The organism is Mesorhizobium sp. P2_E6, from assembly GCF_056403835.1.
In genome coordinates this window covers 502,855-528,383 of the sequence record NZ_JBFUEQ010000003.1, presented here as the reverse complement: position 1 = coordinate 528,383, position 25,529 = coordinate 502,855, and the positions used below count along the sequence as shown (strand labels likewise).

Annotated in this window: 9 protein-coding genes; 5 read left to right on the top strand and 4 right to left on the bottom strand. The window is 64.1% G+C overall.

The window, feature by feature from the left end; all coding sequences use genetic code 11:
* Positions 1-20: 20 nt before the first annotated feature.
* The 4 genes from AC1D08_RS10390 to AC1D08_RS10375 all read right to left on the bottom strand — a co-directional run bounded on the left by AC1D08_RS10390 (position 21) and on the right by AC1D08_RS10375 (position 12,898).
* On the bottom strand, positions 21-4,310 hold the full coding sequence (locus AC1D08_RS10390) for a beta strand repeat-containing protein (RefSeq protein WP_477423069.1): 4,290 nt from the start codon (positions 4,308-4,310) through the stop codon (positions 21-23).
* 167 nt (positions 4,311-4,477) lie between these two features.
* Positions 4,478-5,200 (bottom strand): M15 family metallopeptidase, encoded by a 723-nt coding sequence (locus AC1D08_RS10385; RefSeq protein WP_457152041.1) that lies wholly within the window; start codon positions 5,198-5,200, stop codon positions 4,478-4,480.
* 18 nt (positions 5,201-5,218) lie between these two features.
* Positions 5,219-7,309 carry a penicillin-binding protein 1C gene (gene pbpC / locus AC1D08_RS10380; RefSeq protein WP_457152039.1) on the bottom strand — a complete coding sequence of 697 codons (2,091 nt, stop codon included), beginning with the start codon at positions 7,307-7,309 and terminating at the stop codon, positions 5,219-5,221.
* A 108-nt stretch (positions 7,310-7,417) separates the two neighbouring features.
* Positions 7,418-12,898, bottom strand: a complete 5,481-nt coding sequence (locus tag AC1D08_RS10375; protein ID WP_477423067.1) for an alpha-2-macroglobulin family protein — start codon at positions 12,896-12,898, stop codon at positions 7,418-7,420.
* Positions 12,899-13,170: 272 nt separating this feature from the next.
* On the opposite strand from AC1D08_RS10375, the gene AC1D08_RS10370 reads away from it, so the two are divergent.
* The 5 genes from AC1D08_RS10370 to AC1D08_RS10350 all read left to right on the top strand — a co-directional run bounded on the left by AC1D08_RS10370 (position 13,171) and on the right by AC1D08_RS10350 (position 25,503).
* Positions 13,171-15,099 carry an autotransporter assembly complex protein TamA gene (locus tag AC1D08_RS10370; protein ID WP_477423065.1) on the top strand — a complete coding sequence of 643 codons (1,929 nt, stop codon included), beginning with the start codon at positions 13,171-13,173 and terminating at the stop codon, positions 15,097-15,099.
* 3 nt (positions 15,100-15,102) lie between these two features.
* A complete protein-coding gene (locus AC1D08_RS10365; RefSeq protein ID WP_477423063.1) occupies positions 15,103-21,156 on the top strand; it encodes a translocation/assembly module TamB domain-containing protein in 6,054 nt (2,017 codons plus the stop codon).
* Positions 21,157-21,421: 265 nt separating this feature from the next.
* The gene (locus AC1D08_RS10360; protein WP_477226939.1) at positions 21,422-23,074 is read left to right on the top strand and encodes an ABC transporter substrate-binding protein; all 1,653 of its coding nucleotides are present in this window, start codon (positions 21,422-21,424) and stop codon (positions 23,072-23,074) included.
* Positions 23,075-23,298: 224 nt separating this feature from the next.
* Positions 23,299-24,333, top strand: coding sequence for an ABC transporter permease (locus AC1D08_RS10355; protein WP_477226940.1), 1,035 nt, complete (start codon positions 23,299-23,301; stop codon positions 24,331-24,333).
* A gap of 12 nt (positions 24,334-24,345) precedes the next feature.
* Positions 24,346-25,503, top strand: coding sequence for an ABC transporter permease (locus AC1D08_RS10350; RefSeq protein ID WP_457151197.1), 1,158 nt, complete (start codon positions 24,346-24,348; stop codon positions 25,501-25,503).
* The last annotated feature ends 26 nt before the right edge of the window (positions 25,504-25,529 follow it).

The window sequence follows — 25,529 nt, the reverse complement described above, 5'->3', positions numbered from 1 at the left end:
TTCAGATGCAATCCGCTGGACTACCAGCCGTAACGGAGTGCCGCGCCAATGGAGCCGGCGCTGTAATTGTTGCCGAAGCGGACGCTGCCGCGGACCACGCCGGACCAGTTGCTGGCGCTGGCCACGTTCACGCCGACGCCGACCTCGCCGAACGTGCCGTTGCCGGCGCTGTCGGTGGCGGAGAAGGCGCTACCGGGGAAGTTGATGTCGACGGCGTTGCTGTCGCCGAAATGGTTCCAGACACTCAGCGTCAGGTCCGGACTGACGGTCATGCCGTTCATCTGCATATCGGTGCCGACGCGCACGCCGATCCTGGCGCGGCCGCTGCTGCCGTTCTGGAAGTCGATGTCGCCGCCAAACAGCGATACCGAATCCATATTGGTGCGGACCCATTCCAGGCTGGCTTGCGGCTCGATGAAGCCCCAGCCCATGGCGACGCGGTAGCCGGCGTCGAGGCGCGCGCCGATATTGGTGGCGTTGGTGCTCGTCTTGCCGCCGACGTCGTTGATGTCGACATCGAGGAAGTCGGCCTTAACGAGGCCGTCGAGGTAGAAGCCGCCATTCAGGTAGGTGGCATAGGCGCCGACCGTGCCGCCCTTGTAGTCCCAGCTGTCGTCCGTCGCCTTGAAGTCGAGCCTGGAGGTGACGTAGCCGCCCATGACGCCGAACAGCATATCGCCGCCGGCGATACCTTCGAGCCCCATGTCGATGCCGCCGAGGAAAGCACCGGTGCGCTGGCTGCGATCGAGGTCGAGGGTCTCTGCCTGCAGCGAGACCGGATCGGTGAAGCTTACGCTGCTGTCGCGATTAGACCAATCGCCGGACGCCCGCGCCCAGAGGCCGCCCATGCGCGCCGCGAGTTTTTCCTCCGGCATATCCGCATTGTGGACGCCACTTTCCTGCGCGCGCAGATCCGCCATGCGGTCCTGCCAGAAGCCGGTCGTGTCCAGCCACACATCCTGTGCTCCGGTCACGCCGGCGGGCAGTTCGAAACCGGCATTGTCAAGCCCGATGGAACGCAGGCCGTGTGTGTTGCCCTGCAGGAACAGGCCGTAGGTGAAGAAGCCGGCATTGACGGGGCCAGCCAGATCGAAATCGCTGTCGGCGGTTGTTCCGGTCACCGTGACCACGGGGATGAAGACCGCCGGCGCGCCGGCGCCGACGACATTCACGACCAAATCGGTATGACCGGACGAATTGCCGCCGATCGTCAGAGTGTCGGCGACGCCGGTGGTAAAGTTTGCGTCGACGCCGAGCTTCGAATTGCCCTGGCCGGTGAAGTTGCCGCTGGTGGTCAGTCTGTCGCCTGCCACGCCATCGATCATCGTCGTCAGGCCGGCTCCGGAGCCCAGGCTGCCGTTGACGAAGCTATCGAGGCCGATGAAGCTGACGGTGCTCGGTGACGAGCCAAAGAAGCTGCCCGATGCGTAGAGGGTGCCGCCATTGTTGAGCGTATCGCTGCCGGCACCGAATTTGCTGTCGGTGAATGCCCTGAAGACGCCGGTGTCATTGACGTTCATGACATTGCCGGCGTCGCTCAATTCGACGCGGCCGGCAATCACGCCGGCATCGTCGATCCTGGTTGTTCCGGCGGTCGACTTGATGGCCAGGTTGTTGTTGGCGCCGACAAAGCCGGACGTGCCGATGGTGACCGTGGAACCGCCGGTCGAACTGACCTGCAGGCCGCCAAGCTGGCCGTGAATCTTGCCATCGTTGGTGACGAAGATCGTGCTCGATGTGCCGGTTGCGCCAGCGATTGCGCCGAAGCCCACGCTGCTGAACAGTTCCGCATTGTTTCCGGTGTTGCCGATGACGATGTTGCTGCCGGCGCCGCTCGTGTAGGCAGCCATCCCGGCAACGCCGCCCTTGGCATTGACGGATGCCGAATTGGCGACGGCAACGCTGCTGTTGTCGCCAATGGACTTGGCATAGAGGCCTTCGCCGGCCGTCGAGATGATGTCGCCACTGTTGGTGACGCTGATGGTGCCCCCGGCTCCGTAAGTGCCGGCGGCAATACCCTTGCCCCCCGATTTGATGACGGCGGCGTTGGTAATGTTGATCGTGCCGCCATCGTCGGGATTGGAATTGCCCGGGTCGGACGGATCCTTGTTGCCGGCCTGTGCAAAGATGCCCGACGCATAGGTGCCTGTCGTGGTTATCGTGCCACCAGCCTTGTTGCTGATGACGATGCTGCCGTTGCTGGTGGCCGGGAAAAGGGGCCCCTGGCAGCTGCAGGTGCCATAGAGGTTGGCGATCGCGGTGATGCCGTTCGCACCGACGCCGATGGTTGTGATCGCGCCACTGTTGGTGACGCTGATCTGGCTGTTGTCGCCATTGACATTGGCGGCGATGCCGGACGAACGACCGTTCGTCGAGGTGCTGTCGCCGGTCTTGATGGCGCCGTTGTTGTCTACGGTAACCATGCCGCCGTCGCCGTAGGCCTGGGCGAATATGCCTTCGGAATTGGCGGCCGTGGTGATGCTGGCGCTGTTGGTGACCGAAATGTGCACGTTGCTGGCCGAGGAATAGGTGCCCGAGGCCTGGATGCCCGTCGCGTTAGGACCGCCGGCGGTCGTGTCGATGGCGCCGCTGTTGGTGATATCGATGGCTATGTCGCTGCCAATGGCAACAGCCAGGATGCCGTAGGAACCGTTGTCGCCCAGTTTTCCGGCTGTGATCGCGGCCGAGTTTGAAACCGTTACATCGCCGCCATTGCCATAGGTGATGGCGGCGATGCCGGTGTGGCCGGAACTTATCGTGGCGGCATTGGTAATAGTGATGGTGCCGCCATTGTCGGGGTCGGTATTGCCGTTGCTCCCTGCCAGCGCGAAGATGCCGAACGTACCGGTGCTGGTGTCGATGGTGCCGCCGGCCTTGTTGTCGATGACAATGCTGTCGCCGCTGCTGCCATAGGAAATGGCGACCGCCGTAATGCCATTCGCGTTCGGATCCGTGGTTGTGATCGCCCCGCTGTTGGTGACGCTGATCTGGCTGCTGTCGCCGTAGACGTTGGCGACGATACCGAGCGAGCCGGCGTTGATGGTGCCGCTGTTGTCGATGGTGACCGTGGCGCCGGTGCCATAGGAGCGAGCGAGGATGCCTTCGGAATAGGCGCCAGTGGTGATGCTGGCTGTGTTGGTCACTGAAATGTGCGCATTGCTGAAATCGTAGTAGCCAGCCGTGGCCTCGATGCCGACAGACCGCTGACCGCCGGCGGTCGTGTCGATGGCACCACCATTGGTGATGGTGATGGTCGCGTCACTGCCGTAGGCGACGGCCATAATGCCGTCGGAGGCATTGGCGCCGCCTGTGCCGGCCGTGATATTGCCCTTGTTGTCGATGGTGATGTTGCCGCCTGCGCCATAGGTGAAGCTGGCGATGCCGATATTGCCGGCACTGACGGTGGCGGCGTTGGTGATTTTGACCGTGCCGCCATGGTCCGGATTGCCGGCCTTGGCGAGGATGCCATCGGCGCCGGCGCCCGTCGTGGTGATGGCAGCCTTGTTGCCGATGACGATGCTGCCATTGTCGCCATTGTAGTAGTTGGCGATCGCCGAGATACCCGAAGCGGTGTCGCCGATCGTGCTGATGGCGCCACTGTTGGCGATGTTGATCTGGCTGTTGTCGCCGTCGACGGTGGCGAATATGCCGGACGATGTGCCGCTCTGGGAGGCACTGGCGCCGGTCTGGATGACGCCACTGTTGTTGATGGTCACGACGTTGTTGGACCCGTAGCTGGCATTGGCATAGATGCCCTCGGCGTTGGGGCCTGCGGTCAGGTTGCCTGAATTGGTGATGGTGATGTGGGTGTCGCTGCTGAAAACGGTGCCGCTCGTGGCGGCGTCGGTCGCCTTGATGCCGTCGCTGTACGAGTTGATGGTGCCGGTGTTGTTGATGGTGATGTCAGCGCCAATGCCGTTGGTGCCGGCATAGATGCCGCGCGCGCCGGTAGACTGCGAGAAAGTCGGCCCCGGAATGAGTGAAGTCGAAGTCGTGGTCAGCAGCCCGCTGTTGGTGATGTCGACGGTGTTGCCATTGCCGGTCGTCACTATGCCGATGGCGTTGTCGCCAGCCACGGTTGCCGTGCGTGCGACGGTGTTGGTGCACGAGATCGGCGTTACAGCACCGTTGACCGTGATCGGCGAGGGCGAGGCCGGCTGCGTGCAGTTTGCCGCGAATGACGGGGAGGCGCAGAGCGCTACCAGCGTCGAGCCGAGCGCCGTGCCCAAAAGCAGCGAGCGGCGACGCTTTGGACATAGTTGAACGACGTCGCGCACGAACACGACGTCAAAACCCGACGTAAAACCCATTGGAAGCCCTCCAGCGGCCATGCGTATCCTTGCGGAAGGGAATTGCAATTCGAGTCTGCGTGATTTCAGGGCAATCACTAGTGACGGGCAATTTAAGTTGTATTTATACAACAACTTGTTGAAGTATCAGGTCGCTGAACAGCAGTTCCACCGGTTTGGTGGCTGTCTCACCTGGCGGTGACGGGAAAGTCGAATCGCTGCTTGGCGAACGGTTCATTTGCCAGCGTGAAATGCCACCATTCGCGCGCATAGTTCTTGAAGCCGCCGGTGCGCATGGCATCGAGAAGCATCTTGCGGTTTACCGCGGCTTCGCTGGCGAGCCCGCGGTGGGCGGTCTCGCTTATCGGGTCAAAGCAGTCGAAGCCGGTGCCGAAATCGAGCGTGTCGGCTTCGACGGCACCGCAGGCCGGTTTCGGCGCGGATCTGCTGTCGGCTCGCGCAATGGCGACATCGACCGTCGAGCCGCGGGAATGGCTGGACAGTTCACCGACATAGCCGTTGGCGATGAGGTCGCCGCGCTTAACCCGCGGATACCATTGCGGATCGGGCGGCCCGCCCTCTCGCGTCCATTGCCCCATGTCGGTGACGGCACGGGCAGGGCGGTAGCAATCGAACACGACCAACGTCAGGCCATTGGCGGCAATCGCCTTCTGGACGCCGGAAAGCGCCTTGGCCGCCTGCTCGGTGAGGATGCAGGCAGGCGCTTCATAACCGTTCACCCTGCGGTGCAGGAAATTGTCGGATCCAGCGTAGCGGATGTCCTGGCGGATCGAGGGGGCGATGTCGGCGAGGCGAACAAAGCCGGCGGGCAGGGTGTCGGCATGTGTCGGCAGAGCGAAAGCCGCCACCATTAGCGCGCAAAAGCCAATGCCCTGAATCGCCTGGCGCATTCTATTCAAGGAACGCTTTCACTCGACGAACACTTTCACGCTTGCTGCGCGTCCAGCGGCATCGATGACGGTCAGCGTCGAGTAGCCGGTGCCATCCGGCTGCCAGGTTGCGGTGCGGCGGCGGTCGATGCCGGTCAGCAGCTTGCCGTTGGCCAGCCAGCGGAACGGCGCCCGGCCGCCCTGCAGCTTCAGCACCAGCGGCGAGGCATCGGCTGAGTTGGTGCCGAGGTCGACGCGAGCGCCGTCCGGCGGAAAGATTATGGTCGGCGCAGGTTCGGTCGGTGTCGCCTGCACGAGCCCGTCCGAACCGGTGCTGAACCGGGCGAGCGTCATCGGCAGGTCCTCGCGTTTGGGGCTGAAGACGCCCGGCGGCTTGCCCGGCAATGGCACGGTGGCGAGGCCGGAACGGACAAAGCCCTCGAACAGGATCGGGGCGGCCGAGACATAGCCGGAGAGGCCAGGAACCGCGCCCGCGTCGGGACGGCCGACCCAGACGCCCAACACGTAGCGGCCGTCGAAGCCAACCGACCACGCGTCGCGGTAGCCATAGGAGGTGCCGGTCTTGTAGGCGATGCCGCGTTGCGAGGCGCCCTCGGGCGGCTTGACGCCAGACAGGATGTCGATGATCTGCCAGTTGGCCTGACCGTCGAGGATGGTGGCGGTGGTACGCTCGGCATTGGCCGGCTCGGTGCCGTCATGCAGCGTGTGCGTCTTGCCGCCATTGGCGAGGCCTGTGTAGAGCTGGACGAGATCGCGCAGCGACACACCGACGCCGCCGAGGCCGATGGCCAGGCCCGGCGCCTCGTTGACCGGCAGCGTGGGGCTCACCCCAGCCTGGCGGAAGCGCGCCATCAGCCTCGTTGGTCCGACTGCGTCCAGCACGCGGATCGCCGGCACGTTGAGCGACAGCTGCAGCGCCTGGCGGATGCTGACGTCGCCCTGGTAGCCCATGTCGAAATTCTTCGGCCGGTAGCCGGAGAAATCGACCGGGCTGTCGTCGATCAGCGTTTCCTGCGCCACCAGGCCCTGCTCAAAGGCAAGTCCATAGATAAAAGGCTTCAGCGTCGAGCCGGGCGAGCGGACGATCTTGGTCATGTCGATCCAGCCGGAGCGGCTGGCATCGAAGAAATTGGCCGAGCCGACCTCGCCGAGAATGTCGCCGGTGCGGGCGTCGGCCAGCACCATGGCAACGGAGAGGCGAGGCCCTAACTTGGTGGCGGCGTCCCTGGCGACCTGCTCCAGCCCCTCCTGGACGCCCTTGCGGATCGTCAGCTGCACGGGTTGGCCGGGCACGGCCTTGGGCAGCATCGCATAGGCGGCGTGCGCGGCGAACGCCGGCAAGGTGCGGCGCAGGCCCGACACATCGTCGAGGGCCGCGCGCGCGGCCTCTCGCTCGCCGAGCAGGCCGGAGGAGACCATGCGGGTCAGCACCCGGTCGCGCGCGGCGTGGGCGATCTGCAGGTTGCGGTCGGGCCGGCGCTTTTCCGGCAGCTGCGGCAAGGCTACGAGCAGGGCGGCTTCGGAAACGGTGAGCCGCTTCGGCTCCTTGCCGAAATAGGCCAGCGAGGCGGCGCGCACGCCTTCCAGATTGCCGCCATATGGCGCCAGCGTCAGGTAGCGTTCGAGGATTTCGCGCTTGGACAGCCGCCGCTCGATCTGGATGGCACGCAGCATCTGCTTGATCTTGGAGCCGAGGCTGCGGCTTTCGCGCGGCTCGATCAGCCGGGCGAGCTGCATCGACAGGGTCGAGCCGCCGGAGACGATATGGCCGCTGGTTGCGAACTGGCCGGCGGCTCGGGCCAGCGCCAGCACGTCGACGCCCTCATGGTCCCAGAAGCGCTTGTCCTCATAGGTGACCAGCATGTCGACGAACTGCTTGTCGACCTGGTCGAGCCTGGTTTCGAGCCGCCAATAACCGTCCGGCGTGGCGAAGGCGCGCAACAGCTGGCCGTCGCGGTCCTGGACTTCCGTCGAGACCGTGAGCTCGGCCGGGAGCGGCGGGGGAAAGGCGCGGTCGAGTTCCCAGAGGGAGGCGACGGAAAGGGCAAGGATGCCGGCGCAGGAAGCTGCGGTAACGGCTGCGCGGCGCAGGATCTTTTTTGAGAGCATGGCGCTGCCCCTCATCCGCTTGCCGGCACCTTCTCCCCGTCTGGTGACGGGGAGAAGGTGGCTGTCGCGAGCGCCATCGTTCTGTTCATGATCGCCACCATCGGCACCTTACGGCGCCTTGACCTCCATCATGCCGGTGGCGGTGCGGGCCGAATACTGCGGCCGGTACATATCCTCCACCGTCGCCGCCGGATGGGCGTAGGTGCCCGGCGTCACCGCGCGAACGACATAGGCAAGCGTGATGTTGCGGTCGCCATCGCCGTCATTGGGGTTGAACGCCGCGACGAAACGGTCGTCGCGGAATTCGAGATGGGCCGCGTCGGTCTGGGCGAGCCAGGAGAAATTCGACAATTGCGCACTGGAGACCAGGCCCGGATTGTCGATCTCGAAGCCTGCCGGCAACAAGTCGGTGATCAGGAGGCGCGAAGGCCAGCGGTTCTGCTCGTAGATCTTGAGCACAACGACATAGCGTTCGTTCTGCGTCGCCTCGGTGACGTTGGCTTCGGTGCCATCGAGCTTGTAGTAGGTTCGGCCGATGGTGAAGCCGTCGCCGCTGGCCGGCAGCGGCTGGATCGGCGACGCCACGGTGGTGACGACGGCCTGCAGCGGGGTCTTGCCGGTGTTGGCGATGGCGAGCGGGCTGTCGACCAGGTCGCTGCCGTTGATCTGGTTGGAATAACCGCCTGAATGCGGCGCGCCATTGACGGTCAGCGTGATCGAATCATTGCCTTCCTTCAATGCGCGGGCCGCCAGCAGCATCCAGGATTCGTCCTGGGTGGTGGTCCAATCGGCTTCGGCGCGTTCTTTCGTCACCAGCTTGATAAGCTCCGGCACGATCGTCGGCACCGGCTTCGATTCCGCCGCCAGCGCCAGCATCGCCGCGCCGTCACGCAGCGGCGAGCCATAGTCGGAGCGGTAGTAGTCATAGTCGGTTGTCGCCTTGGCGAGCTGGAGCGCAGTCTTGAACGTCGCTTCAGCGCGCGGCGTGTCGCCGTAGAGCGCCAGGCTCGCCGCCAGCTGGGCAACCGCCATCGGGCTCGAGAAAGCCTCGAGCTGGGTGTCGGCATAGTAGCGCAGGTCGCCGATCGAGGCCTTCTTGTTGCGGGCCAGGACGTAGAGGGCGTAAGCGATCTCGCTGCCACGGTCCTGTACGCTCTGGTCGTAGCCGAGCGAGTTCTGCAAGTTGCTCAGCGCCTGGTTCATCGCCAGGCTCGGCACGTCGTATTTCTGCTCGCGCGCCCTGGTCAGGAAGTCGGTGACATAGGCGTCGAGCCAGAGGTCGCCGGAGCCCGGACCCCACAGGCCGAAGCTGCCGGCAGAGGCCTGGTAGCTCAGAACCTTGTAGATGGCATCCTGGATGCGGCCGTGCAGGTCAGGGTCACTGGCCATGCCGATGCCGGACGCCAATTCATTGACGTAGAGAAGCGGCATGGCGCGGCTGGTGGTCTGCTCGGCGCAACCATAGGGGTAGCGGTCGAGCGTCATCAAAAGCGACGGCACGTCGAAGGCTGCCGCCTGCGAAACGCCGACGCTGACGGAAGCGCCGTCGAGCAGGCTTGCCGCCAGGAGCTCCTTGTCGACGCGCAAAGCGCCGCCATTGCCCTTGAGGTCGACGACCAGGCGGGTGGTGACCGGCAACTGCGCCGGACGCACTGGCACGTACAGCGTCTGTTCGACAGCGGTGCCGTCGGCATGGGCAAGCTTGATGGTGATCGAGGCATTGCCCGCCGTCTGTGCGATCAGCGGCACGGTCAGTGTCTGCCGCTTGCCCTTGGCCAGCGTCAGCTTCTCAGGCAGAGGCTTGTCGCCGGTCGACAGGTCGCCGGTCGTGTTTATCGACAGCGCATAGTCACCGGCCGGGCCATCGGTGTCGGCGACATCGAGGCGCATGACGGCGGCGTCGCCAGGCGCCAGGAAACGCGGCAGGCCGGCGGTGATGACCACCGGATCACGCACGATGACGTCGGACTGCGCATGGCCGACCGCTTCCTTGGTCCAGGCGACAGCCATGACGCGCACGGTGCCGTTGAACTGCGGAATGTCGAAGTCGATCCGCGCCTTGCCGTCGGCGTCGAGCTGAACCGGACCAGAGAAGAAGGCGACCAGCTTTTCGGTCGGCGGACTGCCTTGCGTCTGCATGTTGGCGCCGTCGCCGCCGGTCCTGAGCTTGCCGGTGTTGCCCAGCGAGCCGTCGATCAGGCGGCCGTAGAGGTCGCGGATTTCCATGCCCAGCATGCGCTGGCCAAAGAACCAGTTTTCCGGATCCGGCACTTTGTAGTTGGTCAGGTTGAGGATGCCGACATCGACGGCGGCAACCATGACATAGGCGTTGCTGCCCGGCTGCACGCCGGCCACCGCGACCGGGATCGACAGCTGCTGGCGAGGCATGGTCTTGTCGGGCGGCGTGAGGGTGACGGCGAGCTTCTTCGAGCCCGGATCGACCTTCAGCCATTTCACGCCGATGGCGCGGGCCGGCATGCGCGATTCCTGCGCGTCGCCAGGCCGGAACAGGGTTGCCGTGACATAGGCGCCGGCGCCCCAGTCGTCACCGACCGGGATGTCGACGGTGCTGCCGCCGGCCGGCACGGTTGCCGTGACGGTCTTCAACAGCTTGTCCGAGCCGATGTTGATCAGGAGTTCGCCGGCAAAATGCGGCGAGACCTTGAGCTTGGCCACTTCGCCAGCGGCATAGGTGTCCTTGTCGAGGGCGATCTCCAGGCCGTCAGGCGTTTCGGTGGTGGTCGAGGAGACGTACCAGCCGGCGTCGAACTCGTAGCTGGTCGCCGGTCCCTCGGGATCCGATGTCTCGACCTCGAGGCGGTACTGGCCCCAGTCGACCGGCACGGAGACCGTAGCGTCGCCGTCGGCACTGAGGTCAACCTGGCCGTTGGCGATCGACTTGGTGAAGGTGACCGGCTCGTAGTTCCAGGAGTTGTTGGAGCGGTACCACTGGTAATTGCGTTCGACCTTGACCAGCGTCCATTGGGCGCCTTTCAGCGCCTCACGTTTGCCGTCGGGATCGACAGCGATCAGGCTGAACTTCGCCGTGCCGCCCTGCGGCACTTCATTGTCGGCGAAATCCGGACGGATGCCGATCATATGGCCTTGCGGGCGGATGCCGATGTTGAGCGAACGCTCGATGGCGCGGCCACCGGTTTCGCGCATCCGGACCGTCACCTTGGCGTCGACCAGCTTGGTGGTCGAGGGCAGTTGCTCGACGGAGACCGGGAAGGTCGCCTTGCCGTCATCGCCAACCACCGGCAGATCGGTGAGAGGGGTGACCGTGGGTTCGGCCGACTGCTCATCGGCGAGGCCGAAGGAGAAGCCCTGGAAACGGTCCCAATCGCGGGACGTCGACAGCGTCAACTCGCCTTCCAGCGCCAGGCCTGCAGCCGGCGCGCCGTACAGGAAGCGGCCGTCAATGTTGATGTTGGCGGTTTCGCCCTGTGCGATCTCCTGCTTGTCGGCCTTCATGTCGAATTCGATGCGATCCGGTACGAAATCCTCGACCAGGAACATCTGGCTGGCGACCGCCGGCTGCTTGGGATCGGTGTAGATCGACACCGACCAGGTGCCGCGCATGGCGTTGGGCTCTAGCGGCAGGTCGACGGCGTGGCCGCCGGCCGATGCGCCGTCACTGACGATGCGGCGGTCCTCGACGCCGTCGGGGCGCGAGAAGATGAAGGTCAGCGGCAGGTTCTCGACCGCCTTGGCGGCGCCGTCGCGGGCAAGGGCCGCGACATGAACATCCTCGCCGGCGCGGTAGATGCCGCGCTCGGTCCAGGCATAGACATCGAGCGCGCCGGGCGCCGCGCGTCCGGTGACGCCGCGATCGGACAGGTCGAAGCCTGCCCGGCCCATGTCGAGGAAGACGAAATCATTGTCGCCCTGCTTGCCCATCAGCACGGCCGGCACCATGCCGCCGTCGCCACGCGTCAGGCCCGGGTTGAAGACGGCGTGGCCGTCGGCATCAGTGGTCGCGGTGCCAAGAATCTCGTTGTTGCGGGCAACCAGCGTCAGTTCGGCGCCCGAGATCGGCTTGGCGCTGCCCAGCGAACGGGCAAAGACATTGAGCCCGTCCTGGCCGGTATAGGTCGACAGGCCGATGTCGGAGACGACGAACCATTGCGTGGCCATCGAATTGTAGTCGTCGCTCTTGTCGTTGACGGCCTGGGCGGTCAGCACATAGACGCCTGGCTTGCGTTGCGGCAGCGCTTCGTCGACCGGGAAGGAGGTGGTGACCTCCTTGTTCAGATCATTGGCGATGTCGAGCTGGCCGTGCCAGACCGGCTCGCCCATCTGCTCGGAAATGTTGGAGATATCGTAGCTGTCGAGCTGGTGGAGGAACTGATAGCCCGAAAGAAGCTGCGCCAGCGAACGGTCGCCGATACGGTAGAGCTTCATCTCGGCCGCGTTCATGTTGACGGTGACGACCGGAATGCCGCGGCGCGCGCCGGCCGGCAGCACGAAGCTGTCGCCGGTGAAGCGGGCCGAGGGTGCCCGATCCTGCACATAGATCGACAGCACCACGGGGGCGGCGGTCACCTCGCCGATGGCGGCCGGCAGGCCGGCGCGGAAGGTGACCTCGTAATGCTGGCCGTGCTCCAGACCTTCGACGCAGATCTGCTTGTCCTTGGCCTCGACGCCCTTGGGCGGCGCGTTGTCGACGGTGACGAACTGTGCGTAGTCGACGCCGGTCTTGACCAGGTCCTCCGAGAATTGCGCGCAGATGCGCGGCGCGCTGGTGTCGGCATCGACCGTGTGGTCGATGACGCGGAAACCCTTGCGGGCCTTCAGATCGGCATAGTCGGCCTGGACCGCCGGCGAGGGGACCAGCGCAAGGCTGGCCTCATAGGCCTGCAGGGCTGGCCGGTAGAGATCGCGCTTGTCGAGGCCGTTGCCGAGCAGCGCCAGCACTTCGGCGCGCGTCTTGTTGGTGCGCGAGAGCTTGTAGGCGTTGAAGGCGGCCGAGGTGCCGTTTGCCGGCAAAGTGGAAGCCTCGGACGTGTTGGCGGCAGGCTGCACGGCCAGCGTTTCGCGCGCCAGGGCGAGCCAGAGCTGGCCATCATCGGGCATGACGGACACGGCGCCTTCATATCTCAGCATGGCGGAGCGGTGATCGCCGGTAAGCTCGGACTGTTCGGCGGCATTCGTCAGCGCCGTCAGCCCTTCCGTCGGCTTGACATAGGCCGGACCCAACAGCTTGTTGCGGTATTGCTGGGCCTGATCGGCCATCCAGTTGGGGAAGAAGGCAAGTTCCGGCGGCGCGCCGATGTCGGGGTCGCCATCGATGTTGACGACCTTGCCGGCGACCGCACCGTTGAACGGCTTCAGTTGATTGTAGTCGGATTTGAGGAAACACCATTTGGCCTTGGTGTTGTAAGTGAAGGCGCGGCAGGCCGGATCACCCAGACATGTCGTCTTGCACTGGTCGAGCGTGACATTCTGGTCGGACCTGAGATCAAAGCCGAAATAATCGGAATTGTCCGTTGTCGCGATTCGCCGGGCTTCAGCCGCCTGCGCGACACCATTCCAGGCAAAAAAGAGAAGAATCAGGATCGACAGACCACGAGCCGCGCGCATTGCCATTACACCCTCCCAGACACTGCTGACGTCCAGGCATGATCAAGCATCAGTCATGCTTGTCAACACAAGGACGCGGCAGGGTTCCGCCTGCCAACGGTTTCCTTTCCGGCCGATCGCCGGTAGTAGCTCCATAGGACAGGGGATCACGCTTTCTTGCGGCGACGCAGAAGGTGTGAATTCCAAGCCCGTCCTATTTCAGACAATTGGATTGTGGCCCCTTTACGAGCGCTTCAGAACTTCATTCCAATTTTAGGTTTTCATTCTAGGTTGTCTTAATGCCGGCGCATGAAGAGCAGATGTCAGGAGGTACCGCGCCAGGGCGTGTGCTTTCGCGCGCCCTGCTTTTGGCCATGATCTGGTCAACCGCGCTTGTCGCCGAGGCCGGAAATGCTGCTGCTTTCGAGCTTTTCGGCATCAAGCTGTGGGGATCGTCGAAAGACGAGGACGCCGACATCGTCGACCCCCTGCGCTATGCCGTCACCATTTCCGCGCCCGATGCCGACAAGGATCTCGTCAAGAAGCTCGAAAATGCCTCGGCCCTGAAAAGTGACGAGGAACGCCCGGTTTCCGGCTCGCTCGGGCTGATGGCCAAGGCGCGTAGCGACCGTGAACAGTTGGTCGCGGCGCTCTATGCCGATGCCCGCTATGAAGGCGTCGTCACCATCACCATCGACGGCAAGCCGCTCGACGATTTGCCGCCAGATGCTGAATTCAAGGGCCCGCAGCCGGTACCTGTGGTCATCGATATCGCCAGCGGGCCGAAATTCACTCTCGGCAATATCCGGTTGGAGGGTGACGCGGCGGGGCTGATGAGCGCCGATTATGGCCTGATCGCGGGCGGTGACGCCGGGTCCGGCGCCGTGCTCAAGGCCGAGGCGCTGATCGTGCGGGCACTGAAGCAGGAGGGCAGGCCGCTGGCCAAGGTGACCGACCGCCAGATCGTCGCCGACCATGCCACCTCGACGCTCGACGTGACGCTGACGGTCGCCGCCGGGCCGGTCGCCGGCTATGGTGACACCACGGTGGAAGGCACGGAGAAGGTCGATCGCGACTTCACCGAATACATGACCGGCCTCAAGCGCGGCAGGCAATACTCGCCCGACGAGATCAGCGATGCGCGCGACCGGTTGCTGGCGCTTGAGGTGTTCAACAGCGTGACGTTCAAGGAAGCCGACAAGCTCGATGCCGACGGCAACATTCCGATCGGCCTCCAGGTCAGTGAGCGCAAGCCACGCTATTTCGGTGTTGGCGGGACCTTCTCCAACACTGAGGGGCTCGGCCTGGAAGGCTATTGGGGTCACCGCAACCTGTTTGGCCGGGCCGAAAAGCTGCGCATCGAAGGGGCCATCAGCGGTATTGGCAGCAACAACCTCAGCGAGCTCAACTATAATGCCGGCATCATGTTCGAAAAACCGGGCGTAATCGGGCCGGCGTCAAAGTTCTTCGCCAGGTTCAAGACCGTGCTCGAGCATCCGGACGCCTATGACCATTTCTCGGTCAAGGGCAGCACCGGCCTGTCCTACGAACTCACCAAGAAGCAGACGGTCTCGGCGGAAGTATCGCTCGACTATTCGCGAATCCACGATGCTTTCGGCAAGCACAAATATCTGATCGCCAGCATTCCGCTGCAGTATGTCTACGATAACCGTGACAACCGGCTGAACCCGACCGGCGGCTTCCGGGTGCTGGCCTATGCCGAACCGAGCTATGACATTCTGAGCGGTGCGGCCTTCCTCAAGCTGAAGGGCGAGGGTTCGGCTTATCAGTCGCTGGATTCGGCTTCGAAGTTCGTGCTGGCCGAGCGTGTCGCCGTCGGCTCGATCGTCGGCACCAGCCTCGAAAATGTACCAGCCGACCGGCGCTTCTATTCCGGCGGCGGTGGTTCGGTGCGCGGCTATGCCTACCAAGGCATCGGCCCCAAGGATTTCAACGGCCAGCCGATCGGTGGTCTGTCCTTCTTCGAGACCTCGGTCGAGATGCGTATCGCCATCACCGACACGATCGGCATCGTGCCGTTCGTCGATGCCGGCACGGTGTCGACCAAATCGGTGCCCAATTTCTCCGATGTCAAAGTCGGCGCCGGTGTCGGCTTGCGCTATGTCACGCCATTTGGGCCGCTGCGCATCGACGCGGCCGTGCCGCTCAATCGTGATCCAGACGATCCGCATTTCGGCATCTATGCCGGCATCGGACAGGCGTTCTGAGCGATGAAGATATTCAGGCGCATCCTTCGCATTGTCCTCTACACGCTGCTCATCGCTGTCGCCGGGGCGATCGGCGCGCTGGTGGTGCTGACCAAGACCGAGCGTGGACGCGACAATCTTGCCGGCATCATTTCGCGGCTGGCCTCGAGCGATGACCGCAAGATCACCGTCAGCGGTATCGACGGCATCTGGTCGGGCGCGCTCAGCGTCGACCATGTCGTGCTGGAAGACCGTGAAGGCGCCTGGCTGGTGGCGCGCAAGGTCGCCGTCGACTGGTCGCCCCTGGCGCTGCTGTCGAAAAGCTTCAGCGCCGACCGCATCGCCGCCGGACGCATCGAACTGGCCCGGTTGCCGGTGGCCAGCACGCAGCCGGCGCAGAGTGGCGGCACGACGACGCTGCCGGTCTCGCTTGACATCAAGCAGATCGACCTTCCCGAAATCGCGCTCGGCCAGGATCTGGCCGGCAGCGGCATCGCCGAACTTGCCGCCAAGGGCATGCTCAAGGTCGACGCCGCGCCGCTGGCGGTCGAGACGACGCTCAACGTCACCCGCCATGACGGCAAGCAAGGCAATGTCGACGCCAAAGTCCATTTCGCGCCAGCCGACAACAAGCTCGACCTCGATCTGAAGGCATCGGAGCCGGCGGGCGGCATCATCGCCAACCTGCTCAATCTGCCTGATACGCCGCCGGTCGACATCATTGTCTCGGGGACGGGCCCGCTGGCCAACTGGAGCGGCATCGGGACCTTCGTTGTCGACGGCCAGATCGTCACCCAGCTCACCGGGCGCCACCAACTGACCGACAAGGGCAATCACATCGAGGCCAAGGGCGACGGTGATTTCGCGCGCTTCCTGCCGGAGAATTTGAAGCCGCTGTTTGCCGGCAAGACCAGCTTCGATGTCGCCGGCACCGCCACATCGGCCGGCGGTGTCAGTGTCGACCGCGCCAGCATCGACAGCGATGCGGTGCACGGCACCGCATCCGGCATCGTCGATCCTGCCGGTGCCAGCGATCTCGCGGTCGAACTCGCCGCCAAGGGCCCGCCTGTGGTGATCAGCGTTGGCAGCAAGGCGCAGCCAATCATGCTGGCGATCAACAACGCCACTGCGCGCGCGTTCGGCGACGGCAAGACGCCGATCATCGACATCGGCGCCTCCTTCGTTTCGATCGTCGCCGGCGGCACGCGGCTGGACGATCTGGCGGCGCAGATCCATTCGGACGGCTTCGATATCCAGAATCGCGCCGGGCCGGTCACCGTCAGGCTGGCGGCGGGCGGCCTCAAAACCGACGTGGCGACACTGGCGCCGCTGGTCACCGGCAAGGTCAATGTCGATCTGGCCGGGTCGGTCAGCAAGGACGCCATTGCCATCGACGAAGGCACGCTGCGCTCCGACGCGGTCAACGCCTCGCTGACCGCCACGGTGGCGCTTGCCGACCTGTCGATGCAGCTCAAGATGAATGCCGATGCCGTGGCGACGGCCTTGCCGCCGCAGATCGCCTCGGTGCTCGGCGCCCGGGTGAAATTCTCGGCCGCGGCGACGCGCGATCCGCAGGGATCCTTTGCCGCCAACTCGATCTCACTCACCTCCGGCACGCTCAGCGCCAGCGGCACCGCCAGCGCGCAAGGCGCCGACATCCAGGCCGATATCAAGGGCAAGCTGGGCGACGTTTCGGTGCTGTCGCCAATGGTTGGCGTGCCGGTGGCCGGCGGCGTCGATTTTGCACTGTCGGCAAGCGGCGCCAGGACGGCGCCGGATTTCACGGTCTCCGCCGACAGCGACAGCCTGACGGCCTCGGGCCGCACGGTGAAGGGCATAAAGCTGACGGCAAGCGGCAAGGCCGACATTGCCAGCCCCTCCGCCAATGTCTCGCTGACCGGTTCCGTCAACGACCAGCCGCTGGACATCAAGGCGGCGCTGGTGACCAGCGAAGGCAAGCGTTCGATCAATGGGTTCCTGGTTTCGCTTGGCGACAACAAGGTCTCGGGCGACCTCGCGCTGGATGACAAATTCATGCCCTTGGGCACGCTGACGCTCGCCGCGCCTGCTATCGACCAATTGGCCGCGCTCGCCGGCCAGGCGGTGACGGGCGACATCGACGGCACCATCCGCTTCGCCAGGGATGGCGACGCGCCCTCGGTGGCTATCGACGCCAAGAGCACGGCGATCGCGCGCGGCGAAGTGACGGCCAAGGCAATCAGCGTCAATGCGCTGATTGCCAATTATCTCAAGGCGCCGGCGATCGCCGGTTCAATCAAGGCCGACAGCGTCACCTCGGGAACCACGGAAATCGGCGGCATCGGCGTCGACCTGAAGCGCGATGGCGACTGGACCAATTTTACCGGTGGCGCCACAATATCGGGCATTCCGGCGACCGCTGCCGGCCGGGTCAAGATCGCGGACGGGACGACCAGCATCGAGATCGCTTCGGGTGAAGCCACGGTTCGCGGCATTAAGGCCGCGATCGCGCAGCCATCGACGTTGAGCATTGCCAATGGCACGACCAGCATCGAAAAACTGGCGCTCGATGTCGGCGGTGGTTCGGTGACACTGTCCGGCACCGCCGGCCAGGCGCTCGATCTGGCGGCACAATTTTCGGCACTGCCGGCAGCACTCGCCAATGATTTTTCGCCCGGTCTCGATGCCGTGGGCACGCTCGGCGGAACCGCTGAAGTGACCGGGTCGCCATCTGCGCCCGAGGTTCGGTTCGACGCACAACTGGCCGGCGTCGAAACCAGCCAGACCCGGCAGGCGGAGCTCGGTCCGCTCGCCGTCGATGCAGCCGGCAGCTACACCGTGGCCGGCGGCGTCGTGCTCGATCATGCGACGCTCACAGGCGACAAGATTTCCGGCAAGGCGGCGGGCACCCTAAACCCGAACGGCGCCAGCGATTTCGCCCTCGATCTCGCCTCGGCCGGAACCAGCTTGCCGCTGACGCTGGGCAGCGCGGAAAGCCCTATCAAGCTTGAACTGCAGGCGCTGTCGGTAAGGGTAGCGGGGCAGGGCACGCAGCCGCGGCTCGATATTTCGGCGGCGCTGCCGTCGGTCGCCACCAAGCTGACCAAGGTCGAGGGCGTTGCCGTCGCCCTGCATTCCGATGCTTTCGATCTGAAGGCCCGGACGGGTCCGATCTCCGGCACGGTGTCGGCCGACCAGATTGGCCTCGACAACCCAACCATCGCGCCACTGATCGCCGGGAAGGTCACGGCCAAGGTTGCCGGCAGCCTCGCCAAGGATGCCATCACCATCGACAGCGGCTCGGTGACGAGCGATGCGCTGAACAGCGGCTTTAGCGGCCGGGTATCGCTGGCCGATGGTGCCATCGAGCTCAATTTGAAAGCCGACGCAGCCTCCGCTGCGCTGCCGGCGGCGGTGCGCGGCGTGCTTGCCGAACGCGCGGAACTGAGCGCTGCGCTGAAGCGCGATGCGTCGGGCAATGTCAATGTCGACGGATTGAAGCTGGCCTCCGGTGCACTGACTGCCGAGGGGCAGGCAAGCCTTGCCGACAACAAGGTCGCCGCCGACATCAAGGGCGCGCTAAGCGACATCTCGCTGCTCTCGAAAGACGCCAAGGGCGCCATCGGCTTCGCCTTGAACGCACAGGGTCCCGCGACCGCGCCCGATCTGTCGCTAACGGTCGACAGCGATCGGCTTTTGGTGGCCGCGCGCGAGATCACCGGGCTGAAGCTTACCGCCACCGGCAAGGCCGATGCCGCCAACCCGGCGGCGAATGTGCAACTCACCGGCAATGTCGCCGGCCAGCCACTGCAAGGCAGTGCGGTGCTGGCGACGGCGGATGGCAAAAGCGCCATCAACGGCCTGCTGCTGTCGCTTGGCAAGAACAGGATCTCCGGCGATCTGGCGCTGGACGAGAAGTTCGTGCCGGTCGGCACCATCGCGCTCGACCTGCCTGATATCGGCCCACTGGCGGCACTTGCGCTGGAAAAGGCGGAAGGCGACGTGCGCGGCACCATCGCCTTTTCCAAGAACGGCACCGCGCCGCAGGTCGCGATCAAGGCGGCGACGGCGTCGATCTCGCGCGGCGATTTGCAGGCAAAGGCCGTTTCCGTCGATGCGCTCATCGCCAACTATCTCGCTGCTCCGGTGATTTCCGGAAAGATCCGCGCCGACACCGTCACATCAGGCGGCACCGTGATCAGCGGCATAAATGTGGATTTGAAGCGCGATGGCGACTGGACCGGCTTTTCCGGTGGCGCCACCGTAAAAGGCATCCCGGCGCAGGCCGCTGGCCGGGTGAAAGTGGCCAACGGCACAACCACCATCGAGCTTGCTTCCGGCCAGGCCACGGTCAAGGGCATCAAGGCGGCCATCGCCCAGGCCTCGACCATCAGCATTGCCAATGGCACGACGACGCTGGACCGGCTGGTGCTCAACCTGGGCGGCGGCACGGCGACGGTGACCGGCAAGGTCGGCACGGCGCTCGACATCAACGCGACGCTGGCGCGAGTGCCGATGTCACTTGCCAACAGTTTCTCGCCGGGCCTCGATGCCGCCGGTTCGATCTCGGGCACAGCCAAGGTGACGGGTGCGCCGGCGAGCCCCGCTGTTGCCTTCAACATCGATGCGACCGGCGTGCAGACGTCGCAGACCCGGGGTGCGGGTGTCGGTGCGGTGAGTGTTTCTTCGTCCGGCACCTTCGCCGCCAACAAGCTGACCTTCAACGCCAATGTCAGTGATGGAGCCGGCCTTGGCCTCAAGGGCGGCGGCACCGTGACGACGGCAGGCACGCCGGCGCTGGTGCTCGATTTCAATGGCGCCGTGCCGTTCGGCCTGCTCAGCCAGAAGCTTGCCGCGCAGGGGCTGTCCCTGTCTGGAACGGCAAATGTCAACGTGCAGGTTCGCGGTCCAGCGACATCGCCTGTCATCGGCGGCTCGGTCAGCACCTCCGGCGCGCGCCTGGTCGACGCGCGCTCGGGCCTTGCGGTCAACGATATCGCCGCCGACGTATCGATCGCCGGCGGCGTCGCAAGGATCAACCGGCTGACCGGCACGCTGTCGACGCGCGGCAGCCTGTCGGCCAGCGGCACGGTCGGCATCAACCCGGCGCAAGGATTTCCGGCCGATCTGTCGATCAAGCTGGTGGACGGCCGTTATACGGACGGCCGGGTGGTGACCGCCAATCTCGGCGGCGACCTGACGATCAAGGGGCCGCTGACCTCCGCACCGGTGATTGCCGGCACGATCAATCTCGCCAAGACGGTGATCACGGTTCCAGACAGGCTGCCAGGTTCGCTTTCGGCACTCGACGTCAAGCACAAGAATGCGCCGGGCGCCGTGCGGGCGCAGGACAAGGCGCTGCGCCCGCCGACGACCAGTGGCGGTGGCGGCGGCAGCGGCCTCGTCCTCGATGTCACGGTCAACGCGCCGAACCAGATCTTCATCCAGGGCAGGGGCGTCGATGCCGAACTCGGCGGCTCGCTCAGGCTGACCGGCCCGGCTTCGTCGCCGCAAGCGGTCGGCACCTTCACCCTGCAGCGCGGGCGGCTGTCGATTCTTGGCAAGCGGCTGACCTTCACCGAAGGCACGGTCGGCTTCTCCGGCTCGCTGGTGCCTTACCTTAATTTGACGGCGACAACGACGACGACCTCCACCACCGTCACCATCGTGGTGTCGGGTGAGGCGACCAATCCGAAATTTACCTTCTCCTCGGTGCCGGCGCTGCCCGAGGATGAGGTGCTGGCGCAGCTGATCTTCGGGCGCTCGATGTCGAACCTGTCGCCGCTGCAGATCGCCCAGCTCGCCGAAGCGGCCGGGCAACTGGCCGGAGTCGGTGGCTCGACGTCGCTGCTTGAAAACCTGCGCAGCGCAATCGGCGTCGACGATCTCGACGTCACCACCGACGACCAGGGCGGCACGGCGGTTTCGGCGGGCAAGTATCTGAACGACCGCACCTACGTGACGATCCAGAAAGGCGACAAGCCCGGTTCCGGCAAGGCGACCATCGACCTCAATGTCGGGCGCGGCGTCAAACTGCGCGGCGAGGCCAATGATGCCGGCGAGGCCAAGGGCGGCATCTTCTACGAGAAAGAATATTGATACTTCGACGGGGCTTTTGGCCCCATGATGGCCCAAGGCTGGCGCTGTCCGCCCTTCAGTAAATGTCTCAGTTTATTCGACTATCGAGATTCCAGAGGAATCAGTCGGGCAGTAGCAATTTTGCGCCAAGACTGTCGTTATCACGCGAACCGCTCGCTTTCCAAAGTTGCACATTCGCTAACATGTTCCAATCCATACCGGCTTTGACATCATGGCCTGGATGCGGAATGTTAAAAGGCGGAAAGCCAACAATGGGAGTTAAGTCATGACAATTTATGAGAGTAACGGCGATCGCGTTCCCGATCACATCCTGGCCATGGCCGAAGACGCCAAGGCAGGCACGGTGGATCGCCGCGAATTCCTGGCCATGGCCAGCGTGTTCGGCGCGTCGACGGCAATGGCTTACGGCTTGCTCGGCCTCGCCGACCCGACGCCGGCGAAGGCCGAAGAGGTAAAAGGCAAGAAGGGCGGCACGCTGAAGATCGCCCAGTGGATCAAGGATCCGAAGGACCCGCGCAAAGCCGACTGGTCGGAAATCGCCAACGCCGAGCGCCAGGCGCTCGAGCCACTGGTCAAGTACACTTCCGAATACACGTTCCGCCCCTATCTGCTGGAAAGCTGGGACGTGAACGACGACGCCACGCAGTACACACTGCATGTACGCAAGGGCGTCACCTGGTCGAATGGCGACCCCTTCACCGCCGATGACGTCATCTTCAACCTCAAGCGCTGGGCCGACAAGAAGGCCGAAGGTAATTCCATGCCAGGCCGTCTTGGCTCGCTGGTCAAGGACGACAAGCTCGACGAAAGCGCCGTGACAAAGCCGGACGACCACACGGTCGTGCTGAAGCTCGCCAAGCCTGACATCGCGCTGATCCCGAACATGTGCGACTATCCCGGTCTCATCGTTCACAAGAGCTTCGATGAGAAGGGCGGCGATTTCAAATCCTGCCCGATCGGCACCGGCCCGTTCGAACTCGTCTCCTATGATGTCGGCCAGAAAGTGGTCTACAAGCGCCGCACCGACGACAAGTGGTGGGACGGCGAAGTGTTCCTCGATGGCCTGGAATTCATCGACTACGGCACCGATCCGGCAGCCATGGTCAGCGCTTTCGAAGCCGGCGAAGTCCACACCAACTTCGAGACCTCGGCCGACTATGTGTCGATCCTCGACGGCATGGACCTGGTCAAGTCGGAAATCGTCACGGCGTCGACCATCGTTTGCCGCACCAACGTCAACAACAAGCCCTATGGCGATCAGAAGGTACGCAACGCGTTGCAGCTTGCGGTCGACAACAATGTCGTTCTTCAGCTCGGCTACGGCAATGCCGGCACCGTTGCCGAAAACCACCATGTCTGCCAGATTCACCCGGAATATTTCGAGCTTGCGAAGGTCGCCCGCGATCCGGCCAAGGCAAAGGCGTTGATGGCGGAGGCAGGCCAGGCCGACTTCGAGCACGATCTGATCACCGTCGACGAGGACTGGCACAAGAACACCGGCGATGCGATCGCCGCCCAGATGCGCGACGCCGGCCTCAAGGTGAAGCGCACCGTGCTGCCTGGCTCGACGTTCTGGAACGATTGGACCAAGTATCCGCTGTCGATGACCAACTGGAACATGCGGCCGCTTGGCGTCCAGGTGCTTGCGATCGGCTATCGCACAGGCGAGGCCTGGAACGAGACGGCCTGGTCGAACCCCGACTGGGACGCCAAGCTCAATGCCGCGCTCGCCGTTGCCGACGCCGCCAAGCGCAAGGAAATGATGAAGGACATCGAGCAGATCCTGCAGGATTCCGGCATCTTGATCCAGCCGTACTGGCGCAAGCTCTACAGCCACTCGGTCAAGGCGGTGCAGAACTATAAGATGCATCCGACCTTCGAGCGCGACTACGGCAAGGTCTGGCTCGACCAGGCTTGATCGCACGGACAAGGGGAAGGGGCATCAGCCCCTTCCCTCGCTGTTGGCATCATCCGTCCCTGCAGGTCCGCTTCTCAAGAAAGTTGCGGACTCCCGGGCAAGGTCATGCAACAAAAACAGGGTTGATCGCATCCGAAGGCCTGTTTGACAGCCAGCCCCGCCGGTCACGGCAGGGTTGGCTTTCATAGCCGGCTCAAACCCCAACCCATCGGCAGGGGACCGCCATGCTTTCTTTCGTTATCAGGCGCCTTGGCACCATGGCATTGACGATGCTGTGCCTGACCATGATCGTCTTCTTCCTGATCAACCTTGAACCCAATCTGAAGAAGCTGGCGATCAGCCAGACCGAAATGCATACCTCGGCCGAGCAGCTCGAAAGCTGGCTGGTCAACCATGGCTACCGGCAGAACTTCTTCGTCCGCTATGGGCAGTGGCTGGGCGTCGTGCCCAAGCAGCCGGTGACCGACCCGGCGACCGGCAAGCCGGCGCAGCGTTTCTCCTTCTGCAACGATCCGGTCGTGCCGACCTTCGCTGGCGTTCTCGAGGGCGATTTCGGCTGCTCTACCAAATTCAAGGCTAGCGTCGCCTCGAAACTGTTTCCCGCCCTTGGCGCGACCGGCACCCTGATGCTCTGCGTGCTGGCGGTAATGGTGCCGATCTCGCTGCTGATCGGCATTCTGGCCGGCATGCGCGAAGGGTCGCGAACCGACCGCGTGCTGTCGGTGGCCTCGATCGCCTCGACCGCGACACCCGAATATGTGTCGGGCGTCATCTTCACCGTCATCTTCGCCTCATGGCTTGGCTGGTTGAACGGCTCGGCGGCATCGGCCAGCCAGGGCATCACCTTCTACAATTTCACTTTGCCGGTCATGACGCTGGCGATCTACGGCATCGGCTACATCGCCCGCATGACGCGCGCTTCGATGGTCGAGGTGATGACGCAGCAATATATCCGGACCGCCCGATTGAAGGGTCTCTCCTTCGGCAGCGTGGTGGTGAAGCACGCGCTGCGCAATGCGCTGATCGCGCCATTCACCGTCATCATGCTGCAGTTTCCCTGGCTGCTCACTGGCGTCGTCATCGTCGAGGTGATGTTCCGCTACCAAGGCTTCGGCTACACGCTGGTCGAGGCGGCCGGCAACAACGACATCGACCTGCTGCTCGGCTGCTCGCTGGTTTCGGTGTTCATCGTCTTGATCACGCAGCTCATTTCCGATGTCGGCTACGCGTTTCTCAATCCGCGTATCAGAGTTCAGTAGGGGGCGAAGCGGATGCCGATCCAATACATCAGTGCGTTCACCGTCGTTCTCGAAGTGCTGTCGCGCTTCTGGCCGGTCTGGATCGCGCTCCTCATCGTCATGGGAGCGAGCTTCGCCTACAAGAAGAAGCTGGCGCTCTACGGCCAGCTGTTCGACAGCGGCGTAGGCATAGTCGGCGTCGGCATCTGCCTGTTCTGGCTGTTCACGGCAATCTTCGCCGCGACCATCTCGCCCTTCGATCCGCTGGCCCAGGTCCCGATCATGAAGGACGTGCTGCCGGGCGCCATCGAACCGCAATCGGGACTGACCTATCTGTTCGGTGGCGACAAGCTGGCGCGCGACGTGTTTTCGCGCATGGTCTATGGCAGCCAGATCGTACTGATCATCGCGCCTGCCGCGACGGGCTTCGCGCTGATGGTCGGCATCACGCTCGGCTTGCCGGCCGGCTACTACGGCGGCAAGATCGACACAGTGCTGTCGTTCCTGGCCAATCTGGTGCTGGCCTTCCCGGTGATCCTGCTGTTCTACCTGCTGGTGACGCCGGGCATCATGGACACGCCGATCCCCTATGCGATGGCCGGCGTGTTCTTCCTGTTTCCGATCATCTTCTTCAGCGTGCTGTTCTGGACGCGCTACAAGAACCGGCCCGATCGGCTCTACATCCTGCTCGGCATCACCCTGATCGTCGGTGGCTGGATCTATGCCGGCCTGGTGTTCGACGCCGATCCGCTGAAGATCGTGCACATCGACCCCAACCAGCTCAACATCTTCGTGGCGGTGGTGTTCGCCTCCAGCCCCGGCGTGTTTCGTATCGTGCGCGGCCTGGTGATGGACATCAAGACGCGCGATTATGTGGCGGCGGCACAGACGCGGGGTGAATCGCCCTGGTACATCATGCTGTGGGAGATCCTGCCCAATGCACGCGGGCCGCTGATCGTCGATGCCTGCCTGCGCATCGGTTACACCACGATCCTGCTCGGCACGCTCGGTTATTTCGGCCTTGGCCTGGCGCCCGAAAGTCCGGACTGGGGCACCGCGATCAAGGACGCCAGCCGCCTGCTGCGCTCCTTCATCCACCCGGCGCTGCCGCCGACGATCGCACTGATGTCGTTCGTGCTGGGCTTGAACCTGTTGGCCGACTCGCTGCGCGAACAATCGATGAAAGACTGATGGACGGATCTTCAACCCCAAGAGCG

Excerpts from the sequence above, each read along its gene's own strand:
- AC1D08_RS10365 (WP_477423063.1), top strand. The coding sequence starts at position 15,103 with ATGAAGATATTCAGGCGCATCCTTCGCATTGTCCTCTACACGCTGCTC.
- AC1D08_RS10350 (WP_457151197.1), top strand. The coding sequence starts at position 24,346 with ATGCCGATCCAATACATCAGTGCGTTCACCGTCGTTCTCGAAGTGCTG.
- AC1D08_RS10385 (WP_457152041.1), bottom strand. The coding sequence starts at position 5,200 with ATGCGCCAGGCGATTCAGGGCATTGGCTTTTGCGCGCTAATGGTGGCG.
- AC1D08_RS10355 (WP_477226940.1), top strand. The coding sequence starts at position 23,299 with ATGCTTTCTTTCGTTATCAGGCGCCTTGGCACCATGGCATTGACGATG.
- AC1D08_RS10360 (WP_477226939.1), top strand. The coding sequence starts at position 21,422 with ATGACAATTTATGAGAGTAACGGCGATCGCGTTCCCGATCACATCCTG.
- AC1D08_RS10370 (WP_477423065.1), top strand. The coding sequence starts at position 13,171 with ATGCCGGCGCATGAAGAGCAGATGTCAGGAGGTACCGCGCCAGGGCGT.
- AC1D08_RS10390 (WP_477423069.1), bottom strand. The coding sequence starts at position 4,310 with ATGGGTTTTACGTCGGGTTTTGACGTCGTGTTCGTGCGCGACGTCGTT.
- pbpC (WP_457152039.1), bottom strand. The coding sequence starts at position 7,309 with ATGCTCTCAAAAAAGATCCTGCGCCGCGCAGCCGTTACCGCAGCTTCC.
- AC1D08_RS10375 (WP_477423067.1), bottom strand. The coding sequence starts at position 12,898 with ATGGCAATGCGCGCGGCTCGTGGTCTGTCGATCCTGATTCTTCTCTTT.